The sequence below is a fragment of the Desulfitobacterium chlororespirans DSM 11544 genome (genome assembly GCF_900143285.1).
Lineage (GTDB): Bacteria > Bacillota > Desulfitobacteriia > Desulfitobacteriales > Desulfitobacteriaceae > Desulfitobacterium > Desulfitobacterium chlororespirans.
Genome location: NZ_FRDN01000010.1, coordinates 246,010 through 272,765, shown reverse-complemented (window position 1 = coordinate 272,765; position 26,756 = coordinate 246,010). Strand labels below are relative to the sequence as shown.

At 44.3% G+C, this 26,756-nt stretch carries 24 protein-coding genes, 1 pseudogene and 1 riboswitch; of the genes and pseudogenes, 21 read left to right on the top strand and 4 right to left on the bottom strand.

The window, feature by feature from the left end; translation table 11 throughout:
- Window positions 1-225, bottom strand: a pseudogene (locus BUA14_RS17120) (IS21 family transposase); the annotation flags it as partial.
- A gap of 441 nt (window positions 226-666) precedes the next feature.
- On the opposite strand from BUA14_RS17120, the gene BUA14_RS17115 reads away from it, so the two are divergent.
- From BUA14_RS17115 to BUA14_RS17100, 5 genes are all read left to right on the top strand, one after another.
- On the top strand, window positions 667-1,536 hold the full coding sequence (locus tag BUA14_RS17115; protein ID WP_072773726.1) for a KilA-N domain-containing protein: 870 nt from the start codon (window positions 667-669) through the stop codon (window positions 1,534-1,536).
- Window positions 1,537-1,578: 42 nt separating this feature from the next.
- A complete protein-coding gene (locus BUA14_RS28020; protein WP_178371722.1) occupies window positions 1,579-1,740 on the top strand; it encodes a hypothetical protein in 162 nt (53 codons plus the stop codon).
- 91 nt (window positions 1,741-1,831) lie between these two features.
- Window positions 1,832-2,680, top strand: coding sequence for a hypothetical protein (locus BUA14_RS17110; RefSeq protein ID WP_072773725.1), 849 nt, complete (start codon window positions 1,832-1,834; stop codon window positions 2,678-2,680).
- Between the two features lie 294 nt (window positions 2,681-2,974).
- The gene (locus BUA14_RS17105) at window positions 2,975-6,073 is read left to right on the top strand and encodes an ATP-binding protein (protein ID WP_072773724.1); all 3,099 of its coding nucleotides are present in this window, start codon (window positions 2,975-2,977) and stop codon (window positions 6,071-6,073) included.
- 38 nt (window positions 6,074-6,111) lie between these two features.
- The gene (locus BUA14_RS17100; protein ID WP_072773723.1) at window positions 6,112-6,363 is read left to right on the top strand and encodes a hypothetical protein; all 252 of its coding nucleotides are present in this window, start codon (window positions 6,112-6,114) and stop codon (window positions 6,361-6,363) included.
- 372 nt (window positions 6,364-6,735) lie between these two features.
- Here the strand turns inward: BUA14_RS17100 and BUA14_RS17095 are convergent, their stop codons facing one another.
- The gene (locus BUA14_RS17095; RefSeq protein ID WP_072773722.1) at window positions 6,736-8,694 is read right to left on the bottom strand and encodes a methyl-accepting chemotaxis protein; all 1,959 of its coding nucleotides are present in this window, start codon (window positions 8,692-8,694) and stop codon (window positions 6,736-6,738) included.
- 156 nt (window positions 8,695-8,850) lie between these two features.
- Window positions 8,851-8,935: riboswitch (cyclic di-GMP riboswitch) on the bottom strand.
- Window positions 8,936-9,282: 347 nt separating this feature from the next.
- Window positions 9,283-10,473 (bottom strand): MFS transporter, encoded by a 1,191-nt coding sequence (locus BUA14_RS17090; RefSeq protein WP_072773721.1) that lies wholly within the window; start codon window positions 10,471-10,473, stop codon window positions 9,283-9,285.
- 540 nt (window positions 10,474-11,013) lie between these two features.
- On the opposite strand from BUA14_RS17090, the gene BUA14_RS17085 reads away from it, so the two are divergent.
- The 16 genes from BUA14_RS17085 to BUA14_RS17010 all read left to right on the top strand — a co-directional run bounded on the left by BUA14_RS17085 (window position 11,014) and on the right by BUA14_RS17010 (window position 26,082).
- Window positions 11,014-11,664 (top strand): helix-turn-helix transcriptional regulator, encoded by a 651-nt coding sequence (locus BUA14_RS17085; protein ID WP_242954678.1) that lies wholly within the window; start codon window positions 11,014-11,016, stop codon window positions 11,662-11,664.
- A gap of 276 nt (window positions 11,665-11,940) precedes the next feature.
- Complete coding sequence (locus tag BUA14_RS17080) at window positions 11,941-12,330, top strand: RidA family protein (protein WP_072773719.1); 390 nt, start codon at window positions 11,941-11,943, stop codon at window positions 12,328-12,330.
- A gap of 32 nt (window positions 12,331-12,362) precedes the next feature.
- A complete protein-coding gene (locus tag BUA14_RS17075; RefSeq protein ID WP_072773718.1) occupies window positions 12,363-13,586 on the top strand; it encodes a pyridoxal phosphate-dependent aminotransferase in 1,224 nt (407 codons plus the stop codon).
- A 35-nt stretch (window positions 13,587-13,621) separates the two neighbouring features.
- A complete protein-coding gene (locus tag BUA14_RS17070) occupies window positions 13,622-15,067 on the top strand; it encodes a Na+/H+ antiporter NhaC family protein (protein WP_072773717.1) in 1,446 nt (481 codons plus the stop codon).
- A gap of 160 nt (window positions 15,068-15,227) precedes the next feature.
- The gene (locus tag BUA14_RS28770) at window positions 15,228-15,362 is read left to right on the top strand and encodes a hypothetical protein (protein ID WP_282433379.1); all 135 of its coding nucleotides are present in this window, start codon (window positions 15,228-15,230) and stop codon (window positions 15,360-15,362) included.
- 914 nt (window positions 15,363-16,276) lie between these two features.
- Window positions 16,277-16,816, top strand: a complete 540-nt coding sequence (locus BUA14_RS17060) for a methylated-DNA--[protein]-cysteine S-methyltransferase (protein WP_072773715.1) — start codon at window positions 16,277-16,279, stop codon at window positions 16,814-16,816.
- A gap of 21 nt (window positions 16,817-16,837) precedes the next feature.
- A complete protein-coding gene (locus BUA14_RS17055; protein WP_072773714.1) occupies window positions 16,838-17,191 on the top strand; it encodes an antibiotic biosynthesis monooxygenase family protein in 354 nt (117 codons plus the stop codon).
- 16 nt (window positions 17,192-17,207) lie between these two features.
- A complete protein-coding gene (locus BUA14_RS17050; RefSeq protein ID WP_072773713.1) occupies window positions 17,208-17,468 on the top strand; it encodes an Ada metal-binding domain-containing protein in 261 nt (86 codons plus the stop codon).
- Window positions 17,469-17,698: 230 nt separating this feature from the next.
- On the top strand, window positions 17,699-19,288 hold the full coding sequence (locus tag BUA14_RS17045; RefSeq protein WP_072773712.1) for an ATP-binding protein: 1,590 nt from the start codon (window positions 17,699-17,701) through the stop codon (window positions 19,286-19,288).
- Window positions 19,289-19,333: 45 nt separating this feature from the next.
- A complete protein-coding gene (locus BUA14_RS17040) occupies window positions 19,334-20,029 on the top strand; it encodes a response regulator (protein ID WP_072773711.1) in 696 nt (231 codons plus the stop codon).
- 131 nt (window positions 20,030-20,160) lie between these two features.
- Window positions 20,161-21,189, top strand: a complete 1,029-nt coding sequence (locus BUA14_RS17035) for a DctP family TRAP transporter solute-binding subunit (protein WP_072773710.1) — start codon at window positions 20,161-20,163, stop codon at window positions 21,187-21,189.
- A gap of 147 nt (window positions 21,190-21,336) precedes the next feature.
- Window positions 21,337-22,563, top strand: a complete 1,227-nt coding sequence (locus tag BUA14_RS17030) for an ABC transporter substrate-binding protein (RefSeq protein ID WP_072773709.1) — start codon at window positions 21,337-21,339, stop codon at window positions 22,561-22,563.
- Between the two features lie 270 nt (window positions 22,564-22,833).
- Window positions 22,834-23,709: a branched-chain amino acid ABC transporter permease gene (locus tag BUA14_RS17025; protein WP_072773708.1), complete on the top strand. Its 876-nt coding sequence runs from the start codon at window positions 22,834-22,836 to the stop codon at window positions 23,707-23,709.
- Window positions 23,710-23,716: 7 nt separating this feature from the next.
- A complete protein-coding gene (locus BUA14_RS17020; protein ID WP_072773707.1) occupies window positions 23,717-24,679 on the top strand; it encodes a branched-chain amino acid ABC transporter permease in 963 nt (320 codons plus the stop codon).
- Complete coding sequence (locus BUA14_RS17015; RefSeq protein ID WP_072773706.1) at window positions 24,666-25,385, top strand: ABC transporter ATP-binding protein; 720 nt, start codon at window positions 24,666-24,668, stop codon at window positions 25,383-25,385. Before BUA14_RS17020 ends, BUA14_RS17015 begins: the two co-directional genes overlap by 14 nt.
- Window positions 25,378-26,082, top strand: a complete 705-nt coding sequence (locus BUA14_RS17010) for an ABC transporter ATP-binding protein (protein ID WP_084078687.1) — start codon at window positions 25,378-25,380, stop codon at window positions 26,080-26,082. Before BUA14_RS17015 ends, BUA14_RS17010 begins: the two co-directional genes overlap by 8 nt.
- Before the next feature lie 73 nt (window positions 26,083-26,155).
- Here BUA14_RS17010 and BUA14_RS17005 read toward each other — a convergent pair whose 3' ends face one another.
- Window positions 26,156-26,704 (bottom strand): DUF2284 domain-containing protein, encoded by a 549-nt coding sequence (locus BUA14_RS17005; protein WP_072773704.1) that lies wholly within the window; start codon window positions 26,702-26,704, stop codon window positions 26,156-26,158.
- Window positions 26,705-26,756 lie beyond the last annotated feature (52 nt).

The window sequence follows — 26,756 nt, the reverse complement described above, 5'->3', positions numbered from 1 at the left end:
TGCTGATTCATCCTGCTTTAACCACTCGCGGATAATTTCTTTATAGGGATCTAAAACGGGCGAGGGCTTTTCTTTAGTCAGTTGATAGTGAGGAATATGGGAATCATTGAGGGCTTTACGTATGGTCTGCCGGGCCACTTTCAAGTTACGGCTAATCTTTCGGATGGACCACCCTTCAACGAAATGCTTCTTTCTGATATACTCTTTATCGACCATCTCTAGCATGTCCTTCCCCCTGTACGATTGTTGTCTCAGCAACTCCAATCATACAGAATTAGGCTCTGGAGGTGGTCAACTTTTTGGTTAGCAAACCCTATTTTTGTGGTCAACATTTATGTTAGCACTACTAATCTGTCCCTTGATTACTTCCTCATTGAGTTGTACAGTTTTTGGTAACTTCATTCTAACAGGGGTCCGCAAACCATGACCTTTTTTTGCGCAATTTATCTTACCTTATCGCTTTAGAGATAACATGTTTTTGTTATAGACAGGATTCAAATCACGGGTATGATAGTCACGGACCACCATATCTTTTTTATATTGTCACAGGGAACATATGTTTGATATAATTGTATAAGAAAAAAGATATATACTAATCGATAATTTTGATCAACTACTTTCTTTGATACTGTAGTTTATTACTCTGAAGAAAAGGAAGGTGACCAAATGACCTTGGATAAAAAGTGGAAAGGTACAATTTATGCCGATGGTCAAGAAATAGCAGTCTTTTCTAGTGGAGATAATAATGATTACATTTCCCTTACGGATATTGCACGCTTTAAAAGCGATGAGCCGAACGATGTGATTCGGAACTGGATGCGTGGGAAAGATACTTTAGAATTTCTTGGACTTTGGGAACAACTAAACAATTCAGATTTTAAACCCGTCGAATTCGAAGGGTTTAAAATGCAGGCCGGTTCTAACGCTTTTACTATGTCTCCGCAAAAATGGATCAGCGGGACGAATGCCATTGGAATCATTTCACGTTCTGGTCGTTATGGCGGCACTTTTGCTCACAGAGACATCGCTTTTGAATTTGCTTCATGGATTTCAGCAGAGTTCAAGTTATATATTATTAAAGATTATCAACGACTTAAGTTAGATGAAAATAGTCGTCTTTCGTTGGGTTGGAATCTTAATCGCACCCTTGCGAAAATCAATTATCGTATTCATACGGATGCTATTAAGGAGAAGTTGATCCCGGCGGATATTTCACCTCAGCAGCAAAGTATCACCTATGCAAATGAAGCGGACGTATTGAATGTGGCTTTATTTGGTCAAACAGCGAAAGAATGGCGAACAGCCAATCCTGACACAAAAGGGAATATTCGGGATCAAGCTTCACTTCAACAGCTTATTATACTAGCGAATCTCGAAAGTCTAAATGCGGAATTCATTCGTCAAGATATACCGCAAAATGAGAGACTTTTACGTCTGAATATAAGTGCACAGCAGATGATGAGGTCACTTTTGCAAAGCGCAAGCATGAAAAAGTTGAATGCCTTAGGTACAGCTAAACTTCAGAAAGAGGATTGAGTTCTTACAATATTTGTAAAACTGGGGGTATCCTCGAAAAGTATGGAAGAGTTGAATTATAAGCTATTGCATCAGAACATAAAGAAAGCCTTGAGCGAAGAAGGAGCTGCCCTATTTATTGGTTTCGGTGTTTCCGCATGGAGGATTACCGAGTTGGAAGAAGCTTTTAGAGAGAAACAAGGGGCTCGTTATATAAGCCGGTAAAATAGCAACAAACAATTTAAAGGAGGGCTCGGCAATAGAACTTTCAAAGTGGCAAGCGCAAGCAATTGAACGGGGCATGAGGCGATCTCGAATGGAGGACAAAGCTGCGGAGAACTGTGCTAAGACCCCCCTAGTATCACCCGATGTACTCCAAACAAAAGATTTTGTCTTTTCACCTATCAGGCCCCTTGATCGTATTGGAGATAGCGGGGCACTATTTCTTGCTAAACTAAAAACCGATCGGAGGAAGCGATATCTTGTTAAACATGCCTTTTGCGATTGTGCTGCCAATGAATTTGTTTATACTAAACTTGCACAAGCAATGGATGTTAGAATGCCGGAAGCTAAACTATTCCAAATATCTGAGGGTGAAAAGCGAAATTATTTCAAGACCGAGTACGTATTAGCGACCAAGTATCTCGATTTGATTGATGAAAATCCGTCCTATCGAATCATACGTGAACAAGCACTCAACTGGCAGGATTATTTCCGATTTCGCGCAATGTATGATATGTTTCTAGAAGGAGACAGTTTTGAGGTGTTATTGGCTTCCGACAGATATATTTATCGGGTAGACACTACGGATGCTTTTCTCTATTCTGACCATATCCTTGCAAGGGCGGGAATAAACATAGTAATTGGTAATCATAACGTCAAAGACCAAATAAAAAACGAGATGCTTTTCCGATCGTATAATTCTTGCTGGGAGTACATGGATTTTGAAGAGACCTTGAAAACGCTGGTAACACGTTATGGCGACGAATGTATAAAGCCTTTTCTTGATTCATTTAAGCGTATACAAGACGTTCCAAAGGACTATATAGATAGTTTCCTCAATACACTCTGTTATTTTTATCCTGATTTTATCGGCGACTATTTCAAACTTTTTATTACTGCCTTGCAGCGGGAATCCTATAAATACCTGAGAACGAAAGAGTGATACTATCAACATACTTTAAAGGAGTTTTTTACTTTTCCTCCATTGGCGGGAAAGTAAAAAATCCTTTTGCGTATCTTTTTTTCTTGCTCACGAACAACAAGAAAGAGCGGGTAGTTCAATTTAGAGTATCATTCCATCGATGCTGTTGCTATCGTAGCTGATACCTAATCAAAGCCATCTTACATTTCTTCACATACTTTATGCAAGATTATGTGGTGTTTGTAATCCTGTTTTAATAGGCTAAACTGGTTATATCTAAGAATACAGTTCGACCGGATTGGAGTGACACAGAAGATGAAGTATGATTTTCACCGGCAACTGGAATGGATGGATTTTCAAAACCTGGCCCGTGATGCGATTCAAATCAGAGAAGGAATTCTATTTGAGTCATTCAAAGAGGGTAAGGATAGTGGAATTGACGGCCGCTTCTGTAGTGAGGAAGGAACTGTTATACTGCAGGCCAAGCGATATGGGGAATATAAGGCACTCAAGAAGAACCTTAAAGAAGAAGTGAAAAAAATAGAGAAACTGCAACCTAAACGATATATCTTAGTGGTGTCGATTACATTAAATAAAGAACAAAAAAGCGAATTAATTCAGCTCTTCCAAGGATACATCAAACAACCAGGCGATCTGGTTTCTAGTAATGACCTGAATAACTACCTGGGTCATCCACTGTATAAGGATGTCGTACGCAATTATCCCAAACTTTGGGCGGCTGGCGGCGCAGTTCTTCAGGAGTTAATACGTGGAGCAATTAACAGCAGTGTTGTGGAGGAATCAAGGCGGCAATTTGCCTTGGCCAAAGAAGCGCGAGAAACGTTTGTGGCTACTCGTATTTATCACGAGGCCATGAATATGGTGGAAAAACAAAACTGTGTGGTTATTTCCGGCCAGCCTGGAGCCGGAAAATCCACGTTGGCCCGGATAATGGCACTGTACTACATAGAGGTAATGCACTTTGATGAGTTTGTATGGACAACCTCATCAGTGGAAAAACTGATGAATCTGGATATACCGGAACGAAAACAAGTGTTTGTAGTAGATGACATCTGGGGTCAGGTATTCTATGCAGAAAAAAAGCATGACCAGGAAATGAGCTATCTGGAGCAATTGTTGTTACGTTTAAAAAGGGACAAGAACAAAATTCTCATCATTACTACGAGAGAATACATTTACCAGCAGGCAACAGTCAAATATTCTGTTATACGTTCCACAATAGAGCGCTATAAGTTGCTCTGCGATGTGGATATATATACAGATGCGGAAAAGGCAGGAATTCTGTTCAGCCATTTAAATAATGCTAATCTCGCCTCCAAGTATATTTGGCCTATTTACTTCCAAACAGAAAGAATTGTTAGGATACCAGACTATAACCCGCGGATTATTGATTTGTTTCTGCAGAACAATGATCCCTGGAACGATAGCCCGTATGAATTTGCACAGCGATTTATAGAAAATATAAGGAATCCTTTTGCTTTTTGGGAAGATATTTTCAATAGACTTACTGAGGAGGCAAGGTTGCTTGCGTTGATTGCCTTTATATCCCACGGAGAGATGGAGCCTATCGGAATGGAAGATTTGGAAAAGGCGTATTATCACTGTTTAGAACATATGAAACATCCCCCGAATAACATGAGGAACTATTTTGCCTGTATTTCGGAGTTAGAAAAAACTATTGTCCAGGTGGATACATATTACAGTAACAGTGATGAGAAGGTCGTGCGTTTCCGCACGCCTGCGGCGCAGGACTTTTTGCTGAAACACTTGAAAGAAAATATCGGTTACTATGGGCCGGTACTCTTGGATGGGCTTTGTTATTTAAATCAATTGATTTTCCTGATGGACGCCGACAAAATCTACCTTCCAGGCGAACTATATAAGAAAGCGCTTCATTTATTTATAGAACGCTTTGAGAAATGGGAATTTTCCTGGCCTTTTGAAGCAGATGAAAACTATAGTTTTGAAGGAGAAGAGGAGATAAAAGGCAGTGAGTTGTACCGGTGTGTACTTCTGCTGCAGCTGCACGAAAAGAGACCAAAACTTGAATCATTCGACTTTCTGGAGAGCACAATCAAGTGCTATCGTTCTATGCTCAAAAGTGATAAAGCGCTTGCCTATGCTGATATGATTGTGTACCCTGCCCTGGTGGGAGATTGTAAAACTATTGGCGTAGTTTTTGAAAACGAGGAGACTGTTGTTGAGGAGTATTTTCAGAGGTGTTTTCTGGCAACTCATTATTACTTTATGTGCAATTTTGGGGAAGAATTTACGGATGCAGTAAATTGTCTGCTGCAACAGAACATAAAATGGCTTCGGGCCAATCTTGAGAAAATCGTTTGGGAAACAATTGATTATTTTGAAGACTACGACATGTACACGCAACTAGATATTATGTTGGAAGTTCAAATAGCTTTTATATTTAAGTTTTTAGGGGTACGGTATACCCAAAGGTTTTACAAAGAGTTGGCAGATGGGCTAGAGCATCATATTGTTATGCCGGACTCATTACAGGAAAAATATAATAAAGAGTTGCAAACTTCATACTGGAACGAGAAGTGGGAGGAACGCGAAAAACAAGAGAGGGAAGAAGAAATACTGCTGCGCGAGGTGATAGACCAAGAGCGGGAGATGATTTTGGAAAAAGGCGGAGATTGGCTTGAAGAGAAACAACAGATTCAGACAGTCGTTAGGGGAGCTTTTTCTCCCGCTATAAAAAATCAACTACTGATAGTAATTGAAAACAGGGAACCTAGTTCCATCGCCTGTTTTTTAGAGAGTAAAAGTGGCATTGATCTTTTGGAAACCATATTGCGAACAGAAGACGAATTACCGCTGCCGGAAAGATATTTCTTGAACAGGCTGACAAAATTCTTTTTTGAAGAATGCTCTTATAAGCCCCGCGCAGTCTATGATGCTCTGTGGCGAATTGCTGAATGGGATAGTGGCAGCTCGCAGGAGCGGGATTTGTTTGAGAAAGAAATAGTGGAAATATTAAAAGAGGAAAACCACCTAAATATTCTGGAACATTTACAGCAGCATGGCATTATTAGAATGAGTGAGCACCGTGTTCATTTTGAAGAAGTGTTTCCGGCACATCTGCTACTTATCCATCAGATAATAAGCGCAACTGAGATAGGGGAAAAGGCTGCGTTATACAAAAACTTGCGTAAGGAAGAAGTATGGAACAATTTGGCTTTTATGTCGCTCGCTATACCGCTGTTAGCAGAGTTACATACAGAGAGTTTTCACCATTATTATCTTTGCCCTATTCTACAGGACTTCGAAAAAGAGACTATGGAAGAGCAAAAACAGCCTTTCCTTTTTTTCAGCGACTTGAGGTGGAATTTGATTTTTCTGAAGAAGATAGAACATCCCTTGGTTCATGCATAAACGCTCATGAATTGTTGACGGTGTTGGAGTGTATGGATTTGTTCTTTTATGATGAATTAATTCCAGAGGATTTCACTGAAAAGTTGGGCATACTCCCCGTTGTGAGAGGATTTGAGCGTAAAGAGGACAAATATTTACTTGAAATTGGTTTGTTAGAGGATCAATTTATAAAAGAATGGGGATTTGCAGATACATCTGTGTCTTTCTTTACACTTTTGGAGCAGATAAAAGAATATTTGGCATCTACTTCTTATAAAAGGAAGATTTCATTAGAAGCGCTTAATCTTTGATACACTAGGAATAATGTAAAGCATTATCGAAATCGGAGATTGGTACAGAGAGCCATTTAATATATGCAGCAATGGAGTTAAATACAAAGTTTAATAGTTTTTTAGAATCATGACAGTTAAGGGGATTTAGAAATATTTTAAACGGTTATGATAGTTTAGGTTGTAATCGAGTCAAAGGAGTTTACTTTCGGGGGGTATAATGAACCAGATACCGAAACAAATAGCTCGAGACATTAGTATTAACTTCACAGTTTGTAAGTCAATAAATGATGAAAGCCTTGAGATACATAAGTTGTATATCTCAAGGCTTTTTTGATTTGATGACTAACTGGCAATCTTAGCTTGTTTAGCCGATGACTATTTAAAGGTTATTTAAATTTTAAATTTCGCGACTTGGGTGAGAAGTTCTTGAGCCGCATTTTCTAATTGGCCGGAGGATTGAGCAATCGTTTCGATTGAAGCTAATTGCTCTTCTGAAGAGGCTGAGATTTCCTGCATACCAGCCGAGGCTTGTTCAACCACTGCGGAAATATTTGTGGATTGATGTGCAACTTCTTGTGTCTGACTATTAATTTCCCCTAAGGCTGCGGAAACTTCATAGGAGTTTTGCGCAAGCTCGGTAATTGAAGCAAAGATCTTCGCAAAGCTTTCTTTGGTATCTTCTGCCGAAGATTCCATAACAACAACGCTTTCTTTAGCCTGATTCATATTATTAACGGCTTCATTAACCTTGCCATTAATGCTATTGACAATATCTTCAATTCTCTTAGTGGAATTACTGGACTGCTCAGCAAGTTTGCGGATTTCTTCGGCTACGACGGCAAATCCTCGCCCGGCATCACCAGCGCGGGCTGCTTCAATCGAAGCATTTAAAGCAAGTAGATTGGTTTGTTCGGCGATACTGTTAATGGCGCCGATCATGTTGCGAATCTCATCGGCCATTGTAGCCAGTTGAAGTATCGATTGACCGACAGTGTCCGAATACTTGTTGTTTTCTTCTATTTTTTGACTTTGGCGTTCAAGAGCCTTTTGACCTTCTTTAGCAAGCTCTAAGGATTCTTTGGCCTTGTCTGCACCAACCTCTGTTTTTTGCGTAGCTTCGCCGACGATATGATTAACCGTAGCAATCGCATCTGTTGAACCCTGAATCATTAAAGCCTGATTGCTATTGCCCTGAGCTATTTCGTTTATCGTTGTAACGACTTGGGTTAAGCTCTCCGTGGTTTCCTCAGTTGTTGACGATAATTGCACGGAATGAGATGCTAAAGCCGAGGCAACCTCTTGAATGTTGACTACCAGTCCCCTTAAGTTGTGGGTCATTGTCTTAAGACTATGATAAAGTCGGCCTATTTCATCTTTTGACTTGATTTCAACCTCAAAGTCTGTCAAATCTCCGCTTGCAATTGTTTCGACAACAGAGGATAACTTGACGAGGGGCTCCGTAAATCGTTTGGCAAAGATAAAGCCGAATAAGCCGACAATAATGCTCACAGTAAAAAGCAAGCCGATTGAGATGTACAGGAGTTTATTAGCGGAAGCCATCGCCACCGAAACAGGGGTTTCCACAGCGATTAGCCAGCCCGCCTGTTCGTGCAAAGCATGGCTGACAATAACCTCTTCACCTTGAATATTTGCCCCTTGCATGGTCATGTCCTGTCCGGTAAAACCTGTTTGCACAAATTCTAAAGAGCTGAAATCTTCTTGGTTTTGAACATATTCGATATGGGGATGGGCTAATACTGTCCCTTGCCTGGAAAGCACATAGACGTTTGAACCGCCTTCTGAAAGCTCTGTGACAAAGTCACTGAGCTGAGCGAGTTGTATGTTCGCTTGAAGAACTCCGATAATGTTATTATTCATATCACGAACAGGTGTAGCGATAACGACAATCAATGCACCGGTAGCCTTCGCGACGATAATATCGGATACATACTCTTCAGTCCCGTTCATGGCCTGCTTAAAAAAATCTCGCTCAATGATGTTGGTTAAGGCATCATCATTACTTTTAACGACTTGTTGTCCTTCAGTATTATCAAGAGCAATAATAAGTTCGGGGTTGACTTTAACGGCATCCAGCAGAATATTTTTCGCATTAGGTAAATCAAAATTGCGGATGGCCGGTTGATTAGCGACCATATGTAGGGTATTGAAATTTTTATCTAGCATCCCGTTTATTTCAGCTTTAGCAATTGCTATTTTATCCTCACTTAGCTGATAGGTACTCTGTTGGGAATCTGAGATAAAAGAAGGTATGGATACGGCGGAAAAGATTAACAGTGGAATTAAACTAGTAGCTAAGAACATTAAAAATAATCGTGTCTTGAGTTTCAAACTAATTCCTCCCTATAATATCTTATGATTTTATTTAAATAGCTTACTTTTTTATAGATTTTCTAAGTATGCTAAACTAGCTCACCAAGGATAAAGTTTAGGCTGAAAAAACCAATAAAAAAAGCCGCATTCATTTAGCGACAGCAAAAAGAGGCGTTCGGTAGCTTGGCAGCCATCAGCTTGATCAGGAAGGCCCATAGCTTTGCGTCCTTAGTTTTCACTAAGTTTGCCTTTGTCGCAATATAATTAAAGATTATATTGGTATGTTGTATGAGGTATTACCTCAATCAATTCTACTACAAAGTATTACAATTTGAAAGGTAATTTAAAAATAAATCTATATTCGCAAATAGTAATAAAATTTTTGTGATTTTTTACCTATCAGAATGCCAGTGGGTGGCATCTTTTTTTATCTTTTAATTTTAGAGATGACACCGGCAGTTTTTGTTATGCTGTAGGGGCCGAAATTGAAGATGTTATGAGAAATATGAACTAGAGGTCTTTTGATGAATAATAAAAGCCTTAAGATACGCTCATCTGACGTAACTCAAGGCTTATTACTTATCTGCTCCTGAACATATCTGTGTGCTACTCCGCCCTAGCGGCAGGATCAAGCTCTATCTTAATTCGGCGTGAAAGTATGAAATTGAGAAAAGCGATAACGGCTGCGCCCATAAAGACGGCCTGATATCCAAAAGCTGCCCACAAAAGCCCGCCGAAAACGGGAATGACCATGGAGGCGACATGCTGCAGACTGACCCCCGTCGATAGCGTTGGGGTCACATCATCAAGATCGACGGCAATCTTCCGTAAATATGTCGACCGCGCCATTTCCACCGCAGACATGGAATTATCGATGACATAGCAGGCGGCGATAATCACCGCAGCGATGCCGACAGGGAAAATGTCGGCTGAGAACGCATAGCCAAGACAGATGGCGAACAACAAAGCGGCCTCCACCGTCAGAACGAATCGCTCCCCCCGGACGTCGATCAGGCGGCCAATTATTTTACGTGTGCCAATACTCACAAAGGCGACAATCATACCCAGGATAGCAAACATCTGAGGTTGCACATTAAACACCTTGATCAGGACCCATGGGGCAAACGTCAAAAAAATCTGCGCCCGCGCTCCGCTGACGCCGGCCAGGACATAATAGAGGGTGTAGCGTTTGCGAAAAACAAATTTGACTTTCCTGGCTTTCGGTTCGCCCTTCTTCATCAGCCCCACCGCCAAAGCAGCGAACACATAGAAAACAGCACCGATAATAAAGGCGATCTGATAGGTCATATTCAGAAAATGAAAGCTCAGGAAGACAAAAACGTAGGCGATAATACTGCCGAACAGACCGAAGGCGCTGATCGTTCCAAGCCTGGCGCCGAAAGACTCCAGTTTGGACAGGGACATGCCGATGGATGGCGTGACAGGCATGACCATATGTGTGCCGAGGCTGTACATCATCATCCAAATGATCATAACCGCGAAGGTGGGAGACAAAAGGCCCAGCCCCAGCATCCCCAATCCTGCCGCGGCCATGCCGAGCATGGCAATCCGCACATCCCCGGCAAAACTTAAAACCGCCAGAACCAGCATGATAAAGAAACCCGGCGCTTCCCGGGGCACCTCGAGGAAACCTCTGACACTCTCGGAAAGCATGAATATATCGTTTAAATAGTTGTTGAATATGGATGTATTAATACCTGCGCCGATCCCGGCGAACAATCCTGCCAGCAAAAACAGCTTAAAGTCCCGGTCACCATCACTATGTTTTTCTTCCATAATAAGCCGAACCTTTCAAAATCCTCTGACGCATTTCTCAAGCGCTTTAGCAAATAAACCGCAAAAGCATTATAGCATGGGAAAATAATGCTTTCAATGTGCAACCTAGGAAAGGAAGTGAAGGAATGTTCGACATAATGATTCTCCCAGGATGATTTTCACTTTGCTGTTATGAATCCCGATGTGGAAGGGCTCGTACAACGAATCGAAGAAAACGTTGGGCGGAGAATCAGTAAAAAGTGGACAATATTCCCGGAACAGTATCTTTATGAACTATTCTATGTTCAAGAACCTTGGAGAAATGTTATAGAGATTTTTTTCTCACAGCAGTGACAGCATAATGGTTGGAAACAGTTTTTGTCTTCTAAATAAAAGAATCAATAGTAAACAGAGTTATTAGTAGACTGCGGAAGTTTATTGTAATGGGGTAAATGTAATGGTAAAATATTGGTTATAAATTATACTATAAGAATATGTAAGGCTAAAACAAATGATTATGAAGTTTGGCTTTATCAATGATATTAATTAATGGAGGAACCGATGAATAACAAGCAGATTTTGGAATCATATATACCCTTAGTTCAGTTTTTTGGTAAAGTATGCGGAGGTAATTATGAAATCGTTCTCCATGATGCATCAAACCCTGATGAGTCTATTATTGCAATTGCCAACGAGCATATTAGTGGAAGAAAATTAGGCGGACCTATGACCGACCTTGCTCTGAAGCTTATTAAGGGAGAATATTATAAAGAACAAGATTACATTGTAAATCACGGCCGTACCAAGGATAATAAGATTCTAGTCTCTTCCACTTTTTTTATAAAAGGAAAAAATCGTGATTTAATTGGGCTACTGTGCATCAACAACAATGTTACCGAGTTAATGGCTTTTAAAAATTATCTGTCAACGGTTTTGAGCTGTTTTAATACTGATGAACCAGATGATCATCACAAAAAAAATCATGAAAATATCGATATTTCAATGGAGGATCTAATAAAAAATACAATTGACAGTGTTCTTGCCGATATAAACATCTCCCCGGAGAGAATGTCTCCGGAAGAAAAAATTCAAATTGTGCAAAATTTGAGCGAACAAGGGTTGTTTTTATTAAAAGGAGCCGTATCAGAGGTTGCGAAGCGGCTGAAAACATCAGAGCCTACGATATATAGGTATCTCAACAAAAAAGGATAATCCTAAAATCATGTATCCCCGCCTGTTAAGGTGGGGATTATTTTATTCTTATTTGTAAAGTCTGAATTACAGCATTCAAAAATTAATGTAATTTAGACTGATTCTTGGTATGAGGCTTGTTAATCCATGACTGAATAGGGGTGGAAATCTGATGTATGAAAAATAATAAAAAATTATTATCATAATACTAAATTATTATTGACAAAGTTTGTGATGAAATTTATTATATAAATAGTGAAAATATACTAAAAAGTAAATCATGGAAAGAGGTTTAAAATGAAGCAAGCCATTCAAACATCCAATGCACCCAAAGCAATCGGTCCCTATTCTCAAGCTGTTCATGCAGGCGATTTTCTCTATGTGTCCGGACAGATCCCTCTGGACAGCATGAGCGGTACTATTGTCGAGGGCGGCATTGAGGCACAGACCAGACAGGTGTTCGCTAATCTAAAAGCCATATTAAATGAGGCTGGCTGCGATTTTACAAATGTTGTAAAAGCAACAGTTTTACTGAGCAATATGGGAGATTTTGCGAAAGTCAACGAAATATACGCAGAATATTTCGTTGGCGATGTATTACCGGCACGGGCAGCGTATCAGGTAAGCGCCTTACCGAAGGATGCCTTGCTGGAAATTGAACTCATTGCGTATACTGCGGACAAGTAGTATAGAATTAAATGATTAAAGGAGGAAACAAAGTGGACATCAAGACCAAAATGGCAGATGGATTCAAAGATTTGCAGGGTGGCCTGTTTGCCACGGTATCCAAGGCGGATGTGGGTACGGCACTTAACGCACTCATTGAGCGGGGTGCTGCGCTGATGTGCTGGGCGGATCCTTTCTTTCCCGATCCCGTCATACCGGAGCACGTTAAAAAGGCAACACTGAAGGCAATTGACGTCGGCATGGGCAGCCATTACACAATGCCCATCGGTAACGGTGAACTTAAGAAAGAGATAGCCAAAAAACTTAAAGAATACAATAAAATGGAAGTCGATCCCGATAGGAATATCATTATAACCCCCGGTTCCGATTCTGGACTGCTTTTTGCCATGATGCCGTTTATTTGCCCGGGTGACGAGGTTATGGTTCACGACCCCAGCTATCCGAGCAACTTCCTGAATCCCAAGCTTTTAGGCGGAATCACCGTTCCTGTTCCGCTAAGGGCTGAAAATAATTATCAGATTGATATTGAAGAATTTGAGAAGCGGCTGACACCCAGAACCAAAATGGTGCTTTTGACCAACCCAAACAATCCTACTACCACTGTCTTTAGGCGTGAGTGCCTCGAAAAGTTGGCTAAGTTCGTTATCGACAATGACTTGATTTTAGTTGTCGATCAAGCTTTTGAGGACTCAGTTTTCGACGATATCGAATTTGTTTCAGCTGCTACACTTCCAGGCATGTGGGAGCGTACGGTCAGTGTGTTCTCCATCTCCAAAGGTATGTCACTCAGCGGATACCGAGTTGGCTATGTAGTAGCCGATGATAAAATTATGGACGTGATGTATGGCTGCGCTGTCAATATACTCGGCGCCACCAACACAGCTTCACAGATGGGTGCAATTGCAGCAATCAGTGATCGTAGTTTTGTTAAGGAGTATAATAAGATTTTTGATAAAAGAAGAAAAGTGGCTTATGAAGTGTTCAATTCGATTCCTGGCGTGTCTATGGCAATGCCGGAAAGTTCATTTTTATCCTGGGTAAACATTTCGAAGCTTGGTACTTCCGCAGAAATCAGCAAGTACATAATTGAGCACGCCAATGTCGTTGTCAATGAGGGTACCCCTTATGGTGCCAGCGGCGAGGGATATCTCAGAGTTGTTCATGGCTGCTACAAGGACGACAATGTACTGTATGATGCACTTGCCCGTATCAAAAAAGCCTTAACAAAGCTTGCTGAAGAAAAGGGTGTCCAATAATCCCATAAGATAGTTGATAAAGGAGGGATACAGGCATGGATAGTAAAGAACTGGAGTTCAGGGGCGGCCAAGCCATGGCTACCATTCCGATTGCGATATTTCTTGTGTTTTGTGCGCTGTTTTTTATGGTTTTCAGAGTATTCGATATGACCGCCCTTGCGATGTGTGCTTTCATCGCCATCATCATCGGTGGGGTTTTCGCCAAGAATTATCAACACTATTGGAATGCGGTAATCCTGGAGGGCATAGGGAGCCCGATGGCGGTGACTATTGCTGCTATTTTGCTGGTTATCAGTATGTTTGCCAAGTTGATGGCTAAGAGCGGCGTAGCGGAGGGGTTTGCCTGGCTGGCCAATACATTCGGTCTTCATGGCGGACTATTTACAGTATTTGCATTTGTGTCCTGTTGTGTTATAGCAGCCTCAACCGGAACGTCGATCGGTACGCTCTTTACTGGTTTTCCCGTATTTTTCTCCGCGGGCATATTATTGGGAGCTAACCCGGTTGTGCTCGCCAGTGCCATATTATCGGGTGCGATTTTTGGTGACAATATTGCCCCGATCTCCGATACTACAGTTGCCTCGGCTTCGACACAGAATTACTCCAGGCGTGAGGGGTCTGCAGAAATTTCGGGAGTTGTTTCGACAAGGTTTAGGTTTGCCTTGGCTGCGGCTATCCTGGCGGCTATACTCTTCTTTATTTTTGGCGGCGGCGGGCAAGTCCAAACCGGTGCTGAAGCTGCTTTGACCAGTATGAACCCCAAAGGGCTGATTATGCTGATTGCGGTTGTGATTTTGCTTGTTGTAGCGTTCAAAACCAGAGACATATTTAAGGCTATCCCGATCGGTATTGTGGTCGGTACAGTCGTAGGTTTGGTTTCCGGCGTGTTTACCTGGGACAGTGTCTTCAGTATCCAGGATGGGGCTATCGGCGGTTTCCTCTTTGAAGGATTTAGCGGCATGGTTAGCACGGTGTTGTTTGTTTTATCGCTCTTTGGTATCATGGGCATTCTGAAAGCCAGCAATACAATGGACAGGATTGCAGCATTTATCTGCGATAGTAAAATGGCGCAAAGCGTAAAGGGAGCCGAGTTTTCCATAGCGGCTGGGACTATTGTTGCCACAGCGCTGGTGGGTGGGGTGACAAGTGCCTCTATCTTGACCTTTGGCCCGGTTGCCAATGAAATTGGCAAGAGAAAACATCTCCACCCATTTCGCCGGGCAGTTCTGGTTGATTGTTTTTCAATGACCATTGGAGCTATTATCCCATTTCTTAGCGCATTCATCTTCATTTCGTCTTCCGTAATAAACTCGCTGCGAAGCGAATATCAATTCATTCCAACTATCAGTCCGGTAGATATAGCATTAACATCTTTTTATCCTTTATGTTTATTCGTTGTACTCATCTATGCGGTAATAACCGGTTGGGGTCGCAAATTTGAGGGACCTAACGGCAGCGAGGTCAAAACCCTTGAGAATTAGTTAAGGAAATTTGCAGCACAGTAAAGGAATATTTTGATGCAGAGGATGTAGATGCTCTAAGGAAAATCTGAGCGTCTGCATCCTTGTTTAAAACAGAAGTAATGCAGCATCAGTAGAAGTGTAGCCCTGATATCAAAAATGAATGATGGGGGAATAGGCAATGGCAATTGTATATACTTTAGGCCGTGGACTCTATGTGAACATGACAAACCGGTGTACCTGCAATTGCACCTTCTGTCTCCGCAACAAGACGGATCATATAGGCAGCGCCGGACGTCTATTATGGGATGCTTGACTTTGCAAGAGAGGTTAAAAAATATGTACCCCATGTTGTCCTGTCAATTGTGGACGTATTACCGGAGAGCGAGATCGAAGCCTGCCGGAAGATTGCGGACCAAATGGGGACGGAATTTAGGATCAGGCATTATCAATAAATTTATAGTGCCATAAAAAGATATCGTGGTTGTGACCCTGCAAATGGAATCGACATTCTTTCTTATAGTGGAGGATGTTTCTGAAACTAGTAAACTTTATTTTTCTATTGGTGTTAAAAATATTTATCTGAACAGGTTGTCTACATAAAAAACAATTTGATCTTTCCCGCTGGCAGGTTGGGCGCGGACTGATTGAATCTGATTTTGCCGCTAAAGCCATCGTCACCAAGAAACCTGTATTTTCTGAGATCGGTGCAGATCAATATGGTATTCCTGTTTATACATCAGTGTTTCCTCTTTTCGACAGCGAAAAGACTACCGAAGTGGTTGTTGCCTTCGGTGTAGACATCCCGAAAGGAATTGCCGGTCGTCTCCGAGGCATGTCCGTTAATCTTGGAGATGAGTTGGCCGAAATAACGGCGGCAATTCAGGAATTGGCAGCTTCGGCAGCGCAAATATCTATCAACGAGCAGGGATCCTACATTAAGCGAATGAGATGCCCGGATAATAATCTTCGGGCTCTTTCTATGCCCGAAACCCGCAGGGGGTGACGGGGAGTAGGGCGTTGTGCAGTAACCACTGTAATAGTTTGTCCATAACATATAGAGTATAGGGGTGCATGCATCATCAGGTGATCGATTACGCTACTCTCTCGCATCCCACCACCCACTGCCCCCCAAATATAATGTCCCAAAACCGCGAGATTTTCTCGGCCCAGTTATGCTACAATCAACCTTTAGAAGACGTGATAAACAGATAAAGAAGGAGGGCCAAAATGTATTATTCAACAACCTATCTATCACCCATATGCACAATTACCCTTGCCTGTGACGGGGACAACCTTATCGGCTTATGGATGGAGGGTCAAAGATTTCATGGCGGTACCATACCTGAAAGCATGATCGAAAAGAATGATATGCCGATCTTTGACGCTGCCAAAGCATGGCTGGACAGATATTTTGCAGGTGAGAGGCCTGCCATATCCGAATTGTCCCTGGCCCCCATAGGCGGCGAATTTCGTCAAGGGGTATGGGATATTTTATGCGCAATACCCTATGGCCAGGTGATCACCTATGGCGATATTGCCAAAAAGATGGCTGAGAAAATGAACAAAAAGTGTATGTCCAGCCAAGCAGTAGGCGGAGCCGTGGGTCATAACCCCATATCTATTATCATCCCCTGTCATCGGGTAGTCGGTGCTAAGGGTAACTTGACAGGTTTTGGCGGAGGCATCAGCAGGAAAATCCAGCTGCTTGAACACGAAGGGGTGGATATGTCCCGGATGTTTGTGCCTAAAAAAGGTAACGCACTCTAAATAGCAAGGAGTAAGCCGGCAATGATATTGGTTTTATTTGAAGTGACAATAAAAAACGAATATAGGGATGATTATCTTGCCTTAGCCGCCCATCTTAAAAACGAACTTGTCAAAAGTGAAGGATTTATACGCGCAGAGCGTTTTTCCAGTCTTGTCAATGAAGGAAAGCTGCTTAGCTTATCTGTTTGGGAAAACGAAGAATCAGTGAATAAATGGCGCAATCTAACAGAGCACCGCATGAGCCAACGACAGGGTCATGATGCCATGTTTGCCAGATATACCATCACCGTTGCCTCCCAACTGCGCAGTTACAGTAATATAGAGCGGTCGGCAGCACCGGAAGATTCCAACAGTTTCTTTGGTCATTCAAATTGAAACTTGAGGTGAAAAAATGATGAAGCAATATAAATTATTGGACGAAAACGGAAATCTATATTTAAGTTCGGAACCGGGTCAATTGGGAGGTTATCGCAGAAAGAAAATTTATGGTCGCTTGGATTGCCAAAGCGCCAATAGAGCAATAGCGAAAGGTGGATATGTCCGACATCGCGTGTTTTTCAAAGAAGAAGCAACCGCTATTAAGGCCGGTTACAGGCCATGCGCTAAATGTATGCCGGAAAAATATGCAGAATGGAAAGTGAGTCAAGGGTAGTAGCCTATCTTTGCACAAGGGCATAAAATGTTCTTGTTATATTTAGAATATTCAGATAGTTGATTGACACTAACGCTATTCAGCATTATGATGATAATGTCATGGCTTTACTAATGCTAATCTGAATATCGCCAACTAAAATTCAAGTAATACTGGGAAAGGAGGAAGAGCAGACTTGAACCGAAAGGGTGGAACCACATGGATTCATCAGCCGGAGGGGGAGTAAGCGGTTGAAAAGACCCCACTTAAAATTAGGCACTAAAATCGCCATGCTCTCATTTCTGCTGGTTCTTTTATCCGTTTTTCTGGCGGGCGTGATCATCGTCAATCGAATTTCCGATAAGATGGAGCAGGAAATCGGCTATAGAGCCATGGCCATTGCCCGAACGGTTGCCCAGTTAAGTGAGGTGCAGGAAAATCTCAGCCAGTTTGAGGGCTCGAAAGTGATTCAACCCCTTGCCGAGCGGATTCGTCTGGCCACAGGAGTTGAATATATCGTTATTTTTGATATGGAAAAAATAAGATATTCTCATCCTTACTTAGATCGCCTCGGCACCGTCTTTAACGATGGCGACGAGGAACTCGCTTTACAAAGAAAGGAATATCTCTCCCAGGCCGTGGGTGTTGTCGGTCCGTCAATCCGTGCTTTCGTCCCTGTCCTGGCTGATGAGGGAACCCGTCAGGTAGGCGTCGTTGCCGTCGGCATTCTTGTCCCTACCATCCGGGAAATTGTCAGTGCCATCAGGGTTGAACTCTATTCTTCGATTTTAATCGGATTAGCGCTGGGAGGACTGGGGTCCTTTTATTTAGCCAGCAACATCAAGAAGAATATGTTTTCCCTTGAGCCCAGCGAGATCGCACGGATGCTGGAAGAAAGAGTGGCAATTTTCCAGGCTATGGATGATGGGGTCGTAGCCCTGGATATGGAGAACCGCATTACAGTCATCAATGAAAAAGCCTGCCGGATTGCCGGAACTTCTGAAAAAGCGGTGGGGTGCCCTTTACAAGAGTTTCCCGCTTTTACTCCCTTAAGCGATTTCTTAGAGACCCATGATCCTGCGGAGAGCACAGAGCTTATCCTCAATAACACCTGGGTGCTCGTGGATTTTTTACCGATCAGGGTCAAGGAGCGGGTGGTTGGACGGGTCATCACCCTCAAAGAGAAGACAGAAGTGCGGAAAATGGCGGAGGAGTTAACCGGAGTAAAAACCTTTATTGAAGCCTTGCGGGTGCAGAATCATGAATCCCTGAATACCTTGCATACCATCGCCGGCTTGATTCAGTTAGACAAAGCCGATCAAGCCATGGAGTATATCTATAGAGTGACCGAGGAGCAGCAGGAGGTGACGAGATTCTTAAGCAGCAAGATCATGTACCCCAATGTAGCGGGGTTGCTCTTGGGAAAATATAATCGGGGCAAAGAGCTGAAAGTCGATGTTTTATTTGATGCGGATTCCCGTTTAAGTGAGTTGCCGGAGGGCTTTGACAGCAATACCCTGACGATTATTCTGGGAAATCTGCTGGAGAATGCCATGGAAGCGGCGGTGGGCAGTAAAATAAGTGAAGTGCACTGTCGGATTAAGCATGAACACCATCAACTCATCTTGAGTGTGGAAGATACCGGGCCGGGGATTTCCTTGGCCAATCAAGCCCAAATGTATCAGTGGGGATTTTCAACCAAAGGGAATGGCAATAGGGGAATTGGCTTATCGCTGGTTAAGCAGACTGTCGATCTGCTGGGGGGAACTATAGAGATAGAGACGGGGAAATGGGGTACGCGTTTCGGGGTTCGGATTCCCTTGTCCGGGATTCGCTCCTGAGTGCGCCGAAGTCTTTAGGGGAGGCTCAATAGGAGGCGATCATTGATGAAGCTGATTGACTTGATCCTGGTTGAAGACGATCCGATGGTCATGGAAGTAAATGAAGGGTTTATTAAAAAAGTTGGCGGGTTCCGGGTTTGCGGTAAAGCCAGAACCGGCAAAAAAGCCATCGAAATCATTCAGGATGTGCGACCGTGCTTAGTGATTCTGGATATCTATCTGCCGGACCTCAACGGCATCGAACTCCTCAAAGAGATTCGCCAGCTGGGCATCCCTACCGATATCATCCTGATTACGGCGGCTCAGGACGTGGCAACGGTCCAGGCCGGGCTGCGCTTCGGGGTGGTGGATTACATTATCAAACCTTTCAAGTATGAACGAATTCAGACGGCGCTCAACAATTACTACTCCTATGCCGAGCAGCTGCAAAACCGCTGGGAAATCAATCAGGAGGATTTGGATCGTTTGATCAAAATTCATCCTCATCAGGAGACCCTTGTCAACAGAAGCCGGGAAGAGCTGCCCAAAGGATTGCGGGAAATCACCCTGCAACAAGTTTATAATTTCCTTAAAGAAACCCCCATCGGCTTATCGGCGGAGGAAGTGGCGGAAGGGGTTGGGCTGGCGCGGGTTACGGCCCGCCGGTATCTGGAATACCTTGAAAAAATAAACCATGTCTTATTGGAAACTCAATATGGGACGGTGGGCAGGCCCATCAACAAATATAGAATTGTACTTTAGGGTGCAATTTTTCTCATTTTACAGACCAAAAAGACCATAAATATCAAAAGGACCAAAAGGTTGAGAATTTTCAGAAAATATAATAAATTTACACTATTAAAAATACAAATAAATCAATTGAGGTACAGGGCATGGCTAGAAATAACTGGCTCTTCATACTGGGCATGAGCATGATCGTGCTTTTATTATCCGGATGTGGGACCCGGGTCATTGACGGTCAGCAGGTGGACAAAAAAGATAAAATCATCATCAAATTCTCTCACGTCGTTGAAGAAAATACCCCCAAAGGGCTGGCCGCCATACGTTTTGCCAACCTGGTCAGGGAACGTTCCAAAGGCATCATCGAAGTACAGGTCTTTCCCAATTCTCAATTATTCAAAGACGGTGAAGAATTTGAGGCCTTAAGCAGGGGAGATGTGCAGATGATCGCTCCCACCACCTCAAAAATCGCCCAGCTACTGCCCCAATGGCAAATCTGGGATCTTCCCTATCTGTTTGATGATCTGGACAGCGTCCATCAAATCATGGATGGACCCTTGGGCAAAACCCTGCTGGCTCAATTGCAGCAGAAAAATATGAAAGGTCTGGCCATGTGGGATAACGGCTTCAAACACTTGACCAATAACGATCATCCTATCACTAAACCCGGTGATTTACAAGGATTAACCTTTCGCATCATGTCCCAGGGCATCCTGGAAGAACAATTTCATTCCTTTGGCGCCGACACCCTCTACCTGCCCTTCAATGATGTCTATCAATCTCTGGAGGAAGGACGGGCTCAAGGGCAGGAAAACACCATCTCCAATATTTACACCAAGAACTTCGATCAGGTACAGAGTTATTTAACCCTCAGCCAACACGGGTTTATGGGATATACAGTCATCGTCAATGAAGAATTCTGGAGTCAGCTGCCGGACCAGGCCCGGGAACTCCTGGAGGAGACCATGACGGAAGTGACGCTGTGGGAAAGGGATATCGCCCAAAAGCTCAATGAGGAACAATTAAGGGAACTGCAAAAGCGCAATCAAATCAAGATCTACACCCTGGACAGTGAAGAGAAAAGGATTTGGCAAGAGGACTTTGCTTTGGTTTATGCAAAATTTGCCCAAAAAAGCGGCACCGGCTTTCTTAATGACGTAAAAGAATTTATGGAGAAATAGCCCGCGGAATTGGCGGGGATGCCGGGATTTAAAGAAGTGGGAACTGGGCTGAAATGCATACCATCCCAGAGCTTAAGGAAAGGGGGTGAACCTTCTGGCGTTGAGGGGTTGAGGTTTGTAAATAAGCTGAGATGAGGAGAGGGTTAAATGAAAAAAATAAGTTGGCGACCACTAACCGTTTTTGTCTTAATGATGGGACTTCTGGTTACCCTGGTTGGCTGTGGCGGTCAAAGCACCGCAGCATCGGCAGATGTGATTAAAGTAGGAATCATTCTGCCCTTAACCGGAAGTGAGGCTACTTTCGGCAATATGGAAAAGAACGCTTTTGAAATGGCCTATGAAGAACTCAAAGCCGCCGGCAAAACAACCATCGGCGGTAAATCCATTCAGCTTCTCTTTGAAGATGATCAAGGCAAACAGGATGTGGCCAAGTCGGCAACAGAAAAACTGGTCAACCAGGATAAAGTCGCCATGCTGAGCGGCGCCTACAGCAGTGCCTCCACCAACGTGATTGCCGGTGCTGCCCAATCCATGAACATCCCCATATTAGTCACCACGGGATCGGCGGATGACATTACCAAAAAGGGCTGGGAATGGGTTTTCCGGGGAACTGCCGCTCCAGCCAGCAAATACACCGTTGCTCTTTGGGAGATGCTTGATCAGGTCATCAAGCCCAAGACAGCTGCGATTGTTTACGAAAGCACGGATTTTGGTAAATCCTCAGCCACCGGCTTCCGGGCCGAAGCTGAAAAAAGAGGGATAGAAATCGTTTATGATCAACCTTATGAAGCCGGAGCCATCGATTTTAAGCCCATGCTTGCCAAGGTTAAGAACACGAATCCCGATATGGTGTTTGCAGTCTCCTATCTGATGGACGCCTCCATGATCGTCAAACAATCCAAAGAACTGGATTTCAATACGAAATTACTGGTGGGGGGCGGGGCCGGCTATACCCTGCCCGAATTCAAGGAAAATGCCGGTGAAGCCTCGGAATACATTGCCTCCAGTACCCTGTGGGTACCCAGTGTCACTTGGCCGGGAGCAAAGGAATTCTTTGATAACTATGTCAAGAAATTTGGCAAAGAGCCTGATTACCATGGCGCCCAGGCCTATGCAACCATGCACATCATTGTGGATGCCTTGAACAGAGCCCAGGAGCTCAACAATACAGGCATTCAAAAAGCTCTTAAAGAGACAGAGCTAACCACTATCATGGGCCCCATCAAGTTTGAAGACTGGGAAGGCTATACCAATCAGAGCAAACCCTACACTTATGTGGTGCAATGGCAGCAGGGCAAATTAGAAGTTATCTGGCCGGAAGCGGTTAAATCAGCTCCCCATGTCTATCCGGTTCCTAACTGGGGAGAGCGGTAATATTCCCTGACTCCAGACAGTAGCGGCACCAAGAGAAGAAGTCCGTCTTCTTCTCTTGGCACCCTTGGTCCAACCTAGTACTTTGTGACACTTAAAGCTTGCCTTGCCCGGCGAGGAAAATTTTCGGAGGACAAGGCGGAGGAATGAGCCATACCAGTCGTATGGCGATTGACGACAACGCAGTCATATGGAAATTTAACCGCCGGAAAGGTAAGGATTTAGGTGTTACAGAGTACTAGAGTATCGCGCATTGAATTGGGGGAAGTAATCATGGTTTTATTCGGCCAATCCGTGGTCTCCGGTATCCTGCTTGGGTCTATGTACGCTTTGATTGCCCTGGGCATGACGTTGATTATGGGAGTTATGAAGATCATTAACCTTGCTCATGGCGCCATCGTCATGGTAGGAATGTATGTTACCTATGTCTGTTTTCATCAATTCGGCCTTGATCCTTATCTGGGGATGTTCGCAGCCATGATCGTGGCCTTTCTGCTGGGCTGTGTCATCCAGAAATATATGATCAACGTTCTGGTGAAGGTTGAATCCATCCTTCCTCAGAATCAGGTGTTGCTGACCATCGGCATCATGCTGGTCCTGACTGAAATCGCCCGGCTTATCTTTAAATCCGACTATCGGTCCATCGCCACCGGTTACTCATCCCAAACCGTTTTTATCGCCGATATGTCCATCAGTGTCCCCATGCTCATCGGCTTCTTTATCGCCATAGCGTTTACCACACTTCTCCATCTGTTTTTGACCAAAACAGACTTGGGCAAGTCCATCAGAGCCACGGCTCAGGACCGGGACGCAGCCGTCTACATGGGGGTCAACTCTTCCCAGATCACAGTCATCACCTTTGGCATCGGTTCGGCCCTGGCCGCCGCAGGAGGGTCCTTGCTGCTGCCGATCTTTTATCTCTATCCGGATGTGGGGCAGCTGTTTAATGCCAAATCCTTTATCATCACCATTCTGGGGGGCATGGGCAGTACCATGGGCGCCATCGTCGGAGCCATCATTCTCGGTACTGCGGAATCACTGGGAGCGACTTATATTTCCATGGGATACAAAGACTTAGTGGGTTTGATCATGTTTATTCTGGTGCTGTTATTTTTGCCGGGCGGCCTAAAAAGCTTTATCAGGAGGTGAGCGGGATATGAAAAACAAAAACCTGTTATTTACAATGATCGCACTGATCGCAGCGCTGGCTGTTCCCCTGCTTATTAAAGCCCCTTACCAATTGCATATGGTGATTCTCATCCTGATTTGGGCGACGATTGGCACAGCCTGGAACCTGCTCGGCGGCTACGGCGGCCAGGTCTCCTTCGGCCACGCGGCATTTTTCGGGATAGGTGCCTATTCAGCAGGCATGCTGAACCTCTATCTGGAGATTTCCCCTTGGTGGGGGCTTTTGCTGGGTCCTATCGCAGCGACCCTCATCGCTTATCCCATCGGCCTGATTTGTTTCCGGCTGAGAGGGCCCTACTTTGCTCTGGCCATGCTGGCCCTGGGTGAAATCTTCAGGATCCTGTTTACCAACCTGTCGGTAACTCAAGGTGCCCAAGGGATTTTGATTATGCCGGAAATCACTTCCAAGGTCTTCTATTATTATATCGGGTTAGGAATTCTGGCCCTGACCCTGCTCACCACGTACAAGATTGTCAACTCAAAAATAGGCTATTATCTGGTTTCCATACGGGAAGATCAGGATGCGGCAACCTCTCTGGGCATTCCCACCACCACCTATAAAATCATTGCCTTGCTGCCCAGCGCCTTCTATACAGGGCTGGCTGGGGCCTTTTATATGAATTATGTGGCCTTTGTCGATCCGAAAATTGCCTTTAATTTGGTCAATGTCTCAATTATGATCATTCTGGTTGTGATGCTGGGGGGGCCTGCAACAACCTGGGGCCCCACGATCGGCGCAGCAATTTATATAATTTTGGGGGAAGTATTCCGCGCAACCCTTGGTGCGGCTAATGTTCTGGTCTTTGGACTGCTGGTGTGCGTCATCATTATGTTCATGCCCAATGGGATCATCGGCACGCTCACCAACCTGGGGCGACTGCTGAAGCAAAAGAAAGGCTGGCCGGGAGGGACAAAGCATGAGTCTGTTTGAAGCCAAAAATATTGTCAAGCGCTTTGGCGGCGTAGCTGCCGTTAATGATCTGAGTTTCACGGTGGAAAAGGGCGAGATCTTAGGAATTATTGGCCCCAATGGTTCAGGAAAGACAACCGTTTTTAATCTGATCAGCTGTTTTTTCCCCCTTACTTCAGGGGAAATACACTTCAAAGGAAAACGCATTGATCAGGTACCGGCTCATGATATATGCAACCTGGGCATCGGGAGAACCTTTCAAGTGGTAAAACCTTTAAAACGGATGACCGTGCTGGAAAACGTTACGGTAGGGGCGTTTCTGCGCACCAACAGCATGGCCAAAGCCAAGCATAAAGCTGAGGAGATCGTGGATTTCTGTGGACTGAGCCAGTTTAAAGACTATGAAGCGAAAAGTTTGCCCCTGGCTCTGCGCAAAAGGCTGGAAATCGCCAGGGCACTGGCCACGGAACCGGAATTGCTCATGCTTGATGAAACCTGCGCCGGGCTGAATCCCAGAGAGTCGGAAGAAGCCATCGCCATCATCAAAAGGATCCGTGATTCGGGAATGACCATTATCATTGTCGAGCACATCATGAAAGTCATGATGGGTATCTCCGACCGCATCTTGGCCATCAATTTCGGCAGCCAAATCACGATCGGCAAACCCCAGGAGGTAGCGGGACATCCTGAGGTAATTAAAGCATATTTAGGTGATGATCATGCTTAAAGTGAAAAACCTTAATGCATCCTACAAAGATCTGCAGGTTTTATGGGATATTTCCTTTGAAGTCAGGCAAGGAGAGCTGGTGGTCCTGCTGGGCGCCAACGGAGCCGGCAAAACAACCATTTTAAACACCATCTCAGGAATTGTCACCAATAGGAGCGGAGTCGTGGAGTTTCTCGGCACCGACATTGCCAAATTGCCTGGCTATAAGATCGCCTCCCAGGGAATTATCCATGTCCCCGAAGGGCGGCGCCTTTTCCCGGAAATGACGGTCAAAGAGAACTTGGAAATGGGTTCCCTGCTGCCCAAGGCCAAAGCCAAACGCAAAGAGACTATCAAAAAGGTCTTTGACTTATTCCCCATTTTGCTGGAGAAGCAGCATCAGGAAGCGGGCAATCTCAGTGGCGGTCAGCAGCAGATGCTGGCCATCGGCAGAGGGCTGATGGCCTTGCCCAATCTGCTTATTCTCGATGAACCCTCCCTGGGGCTCTCACCGGTACTGGTCGGCCAGATTTTCGATATCATCAAAGATATCAATCAGCAGGGGGTCACGGTACTGCTGGTAGAGCAGAACGTGGCCAAAACCCTGAGCATGTGCGACCGGGCCTATGTTTTGGAAAACGGCAGAGTGATTATGGAAGGACAGGGCCAGGAACTGTTGAACAATGAGCATATCAAAGAAGCCTACTTAGGAATATAGCAGGGCTGGTTAAAAGGCTTGATATTTAGGCGGGAACCCGATTTGCCATACAAATCGGGTTCCCGCCTCTTTTTTACACCAAGATCAGGGACACATAGGATACTGTATTTTTGCCGTTGTTATAGGGGATTCCGGCGGCCTTGACCAGGGCCATGACATCAATTCCGTTTGACTCAATCGAGGCCACGGCTTTGGCGGGGAACCGGCATTTTTCCCCGTCGAGGATGGAACATTGCGGGCAATAGGTACAGGCGCCGGCGTTAAAGGGCAGGATCTCTTTCAGGGCAGGGTTCTTTTCCATACCTTCAACCATCTGTCGGAATATCCTGGTATGTTCTGCCTTGCCCTCCTGCATTCCTTCCCAGTCAAAAGAATCTTCCAATTGATGAACAGTCTGGAACAAGAGGCCCCGCTTATAGCCTGCGAACCGTTTCTGCAATTCGGCAACCGGCCCCACTGTGGGCGGACACATCCAGTTCCGGTTATAGCAGCCGCAGGAGTTTTGCTCGCATAATTTCCTGACATTTTCGCTGAAGCTGATCATGTCAGTGTCAATGATGGTTGCCCTGGTTGCCCCTAAGGCCAGAACTTCTTCGATCAGATTATCGAAAACCTTCTCCATAGCCTGGACTCCTCCTTTCCCAAAGAACCAGTGAATTTGGCGTTAAAACCGA

Coding starts and splice junctions, on each gene's coding strand:
- BUA14_RS17005 (WP_072773704.1), bottom strand. CDS start 26,704: ATGGAGAAGGTTTTCGATAATCTGATCGAAGAAGTTCTGGCCTTAGGG.
- BUA14_RS28020 (WP_178371722.1), top strand. CDS start 1,579: ATGGAAGAGTTGAATTATAAGCTATTGCATCAGAACATAAAGAAAGCC.
- BUA14_RS17015 (WP_072773706.1), top strand. CDS start 24,666: ATGAGTCTGTTTGAAGCCAAAAATATTGTCAAGCGCTTTGGCGGCGTA.
- BUA14_RS17035 (WP_072773710.1), top strand. CDS start 20,161: ATGGCTAGAAATAACTGGCTCTTCATACTGGGCATGAGCATGATCGTG.
- BUA14_RS17060 (WP_072773715.1), top strand. CDS start 16,277: ATGTATTATTCAACAACCTATCTATCACCCATATGCACAATTACCCTT.
- BUA14_RS17110 (WP_072773725.1), top strand. CDS start 1,832: ATGGAGGACAAAGCTGCGGAGAACTGTGCTAAGACCCCCCTAGTATCA.
- BUA14_RS17020 (WP_072773707.1), top strand. CDS start 23,717: ATGAAAAACAAAAACCTGTTATTTACAATGATCGCACTGATCGCAGCG.
- BUA14_RS28770 (WP_282433379.1), top strand. CDS start 15,228: ATGGCAATTGTATATACTTTAGGCCGTGGACTCTATGTGAACATGACA.
- BUA14_RS17090 (WP_072773721.1), bottom strand. CDS start 10,473: ATGGAAGAAAAACATAGTGATGGTGACCGGGACTTTAAGCTGTTTTTG.
- BUA14_RS17025 (WP_072773708.1), top strand. CDS start 22,834: ATGGTTTTATTCGGCCAATCCGTGGTCTCCGGTATCCTGCTTGGGTCT.
- BUA14_RS17040 (WP_072773711.1), top strand. CDS start 19,334: ATGAAGCTGATTGACTTGATCCTGGTTGAAGACGATCCGATGGTCATG.
- BUA14_RS17085 (WP_242954678.1), top strand. CDS start 11,014: ATGAATAACAAGCAGATTTTGGAATCATATATACCCTTAGTTCAGTTT.
- BUA14_RS17010 (WP_084078687.1), top strand. CDS start 25,378: ATGCTTAAAGTGAAAAACCTTAATGCATCCTACAAAGATCTGCAGGTT.
- BUA14_RS17070 (WP_072773717.1), top strand. CDS start 13,622: ATGGATAGTAAAGAACTGGAGTTCAGGGGCGGCCAAGCCATGGCTACC.
- BUA14_RS17050 (WP_072773713.1), top strand. CDS start 17,208: ATGATGAAGCAATATAAATTATTGGACGAAAACGGAAATCTATATTTA.
- BUA14_RS17105 (WP_072773724.1), top strand. CDS start 2,975: ATGAAGTATGATTTTCACCGGCAACTGGAATGGATGGATTTTCAAAAC.
- BUA14_RS17030 (WP_072773709.1), top strand. CDS start 21,337: ATGAAAAAAATAAGTTGGCGACCACTAACCGTTTTTGTCTTAATGATG.
- BUA14_RS17115 (WP_072773726.1), top strand. CDS start 667: ATGACCTTGGATAAAAAGTGGAAAGGTACAATTTATGCCGATGGTCAA.
- BUA14_RS17055 (WP_072773714.1), top strand. CDS start 16,838: ATGATATTGGTTTTATTTGAAGTGACAATAAAAAACGAATATAGGGAT.
- BUA14_RS17080 (WP_072773719.1), top strand. CDS start 11,941: ATGAAGCAAGCCATTCAAACATCCAATGCACCCAAAGCAATCGGTCCC.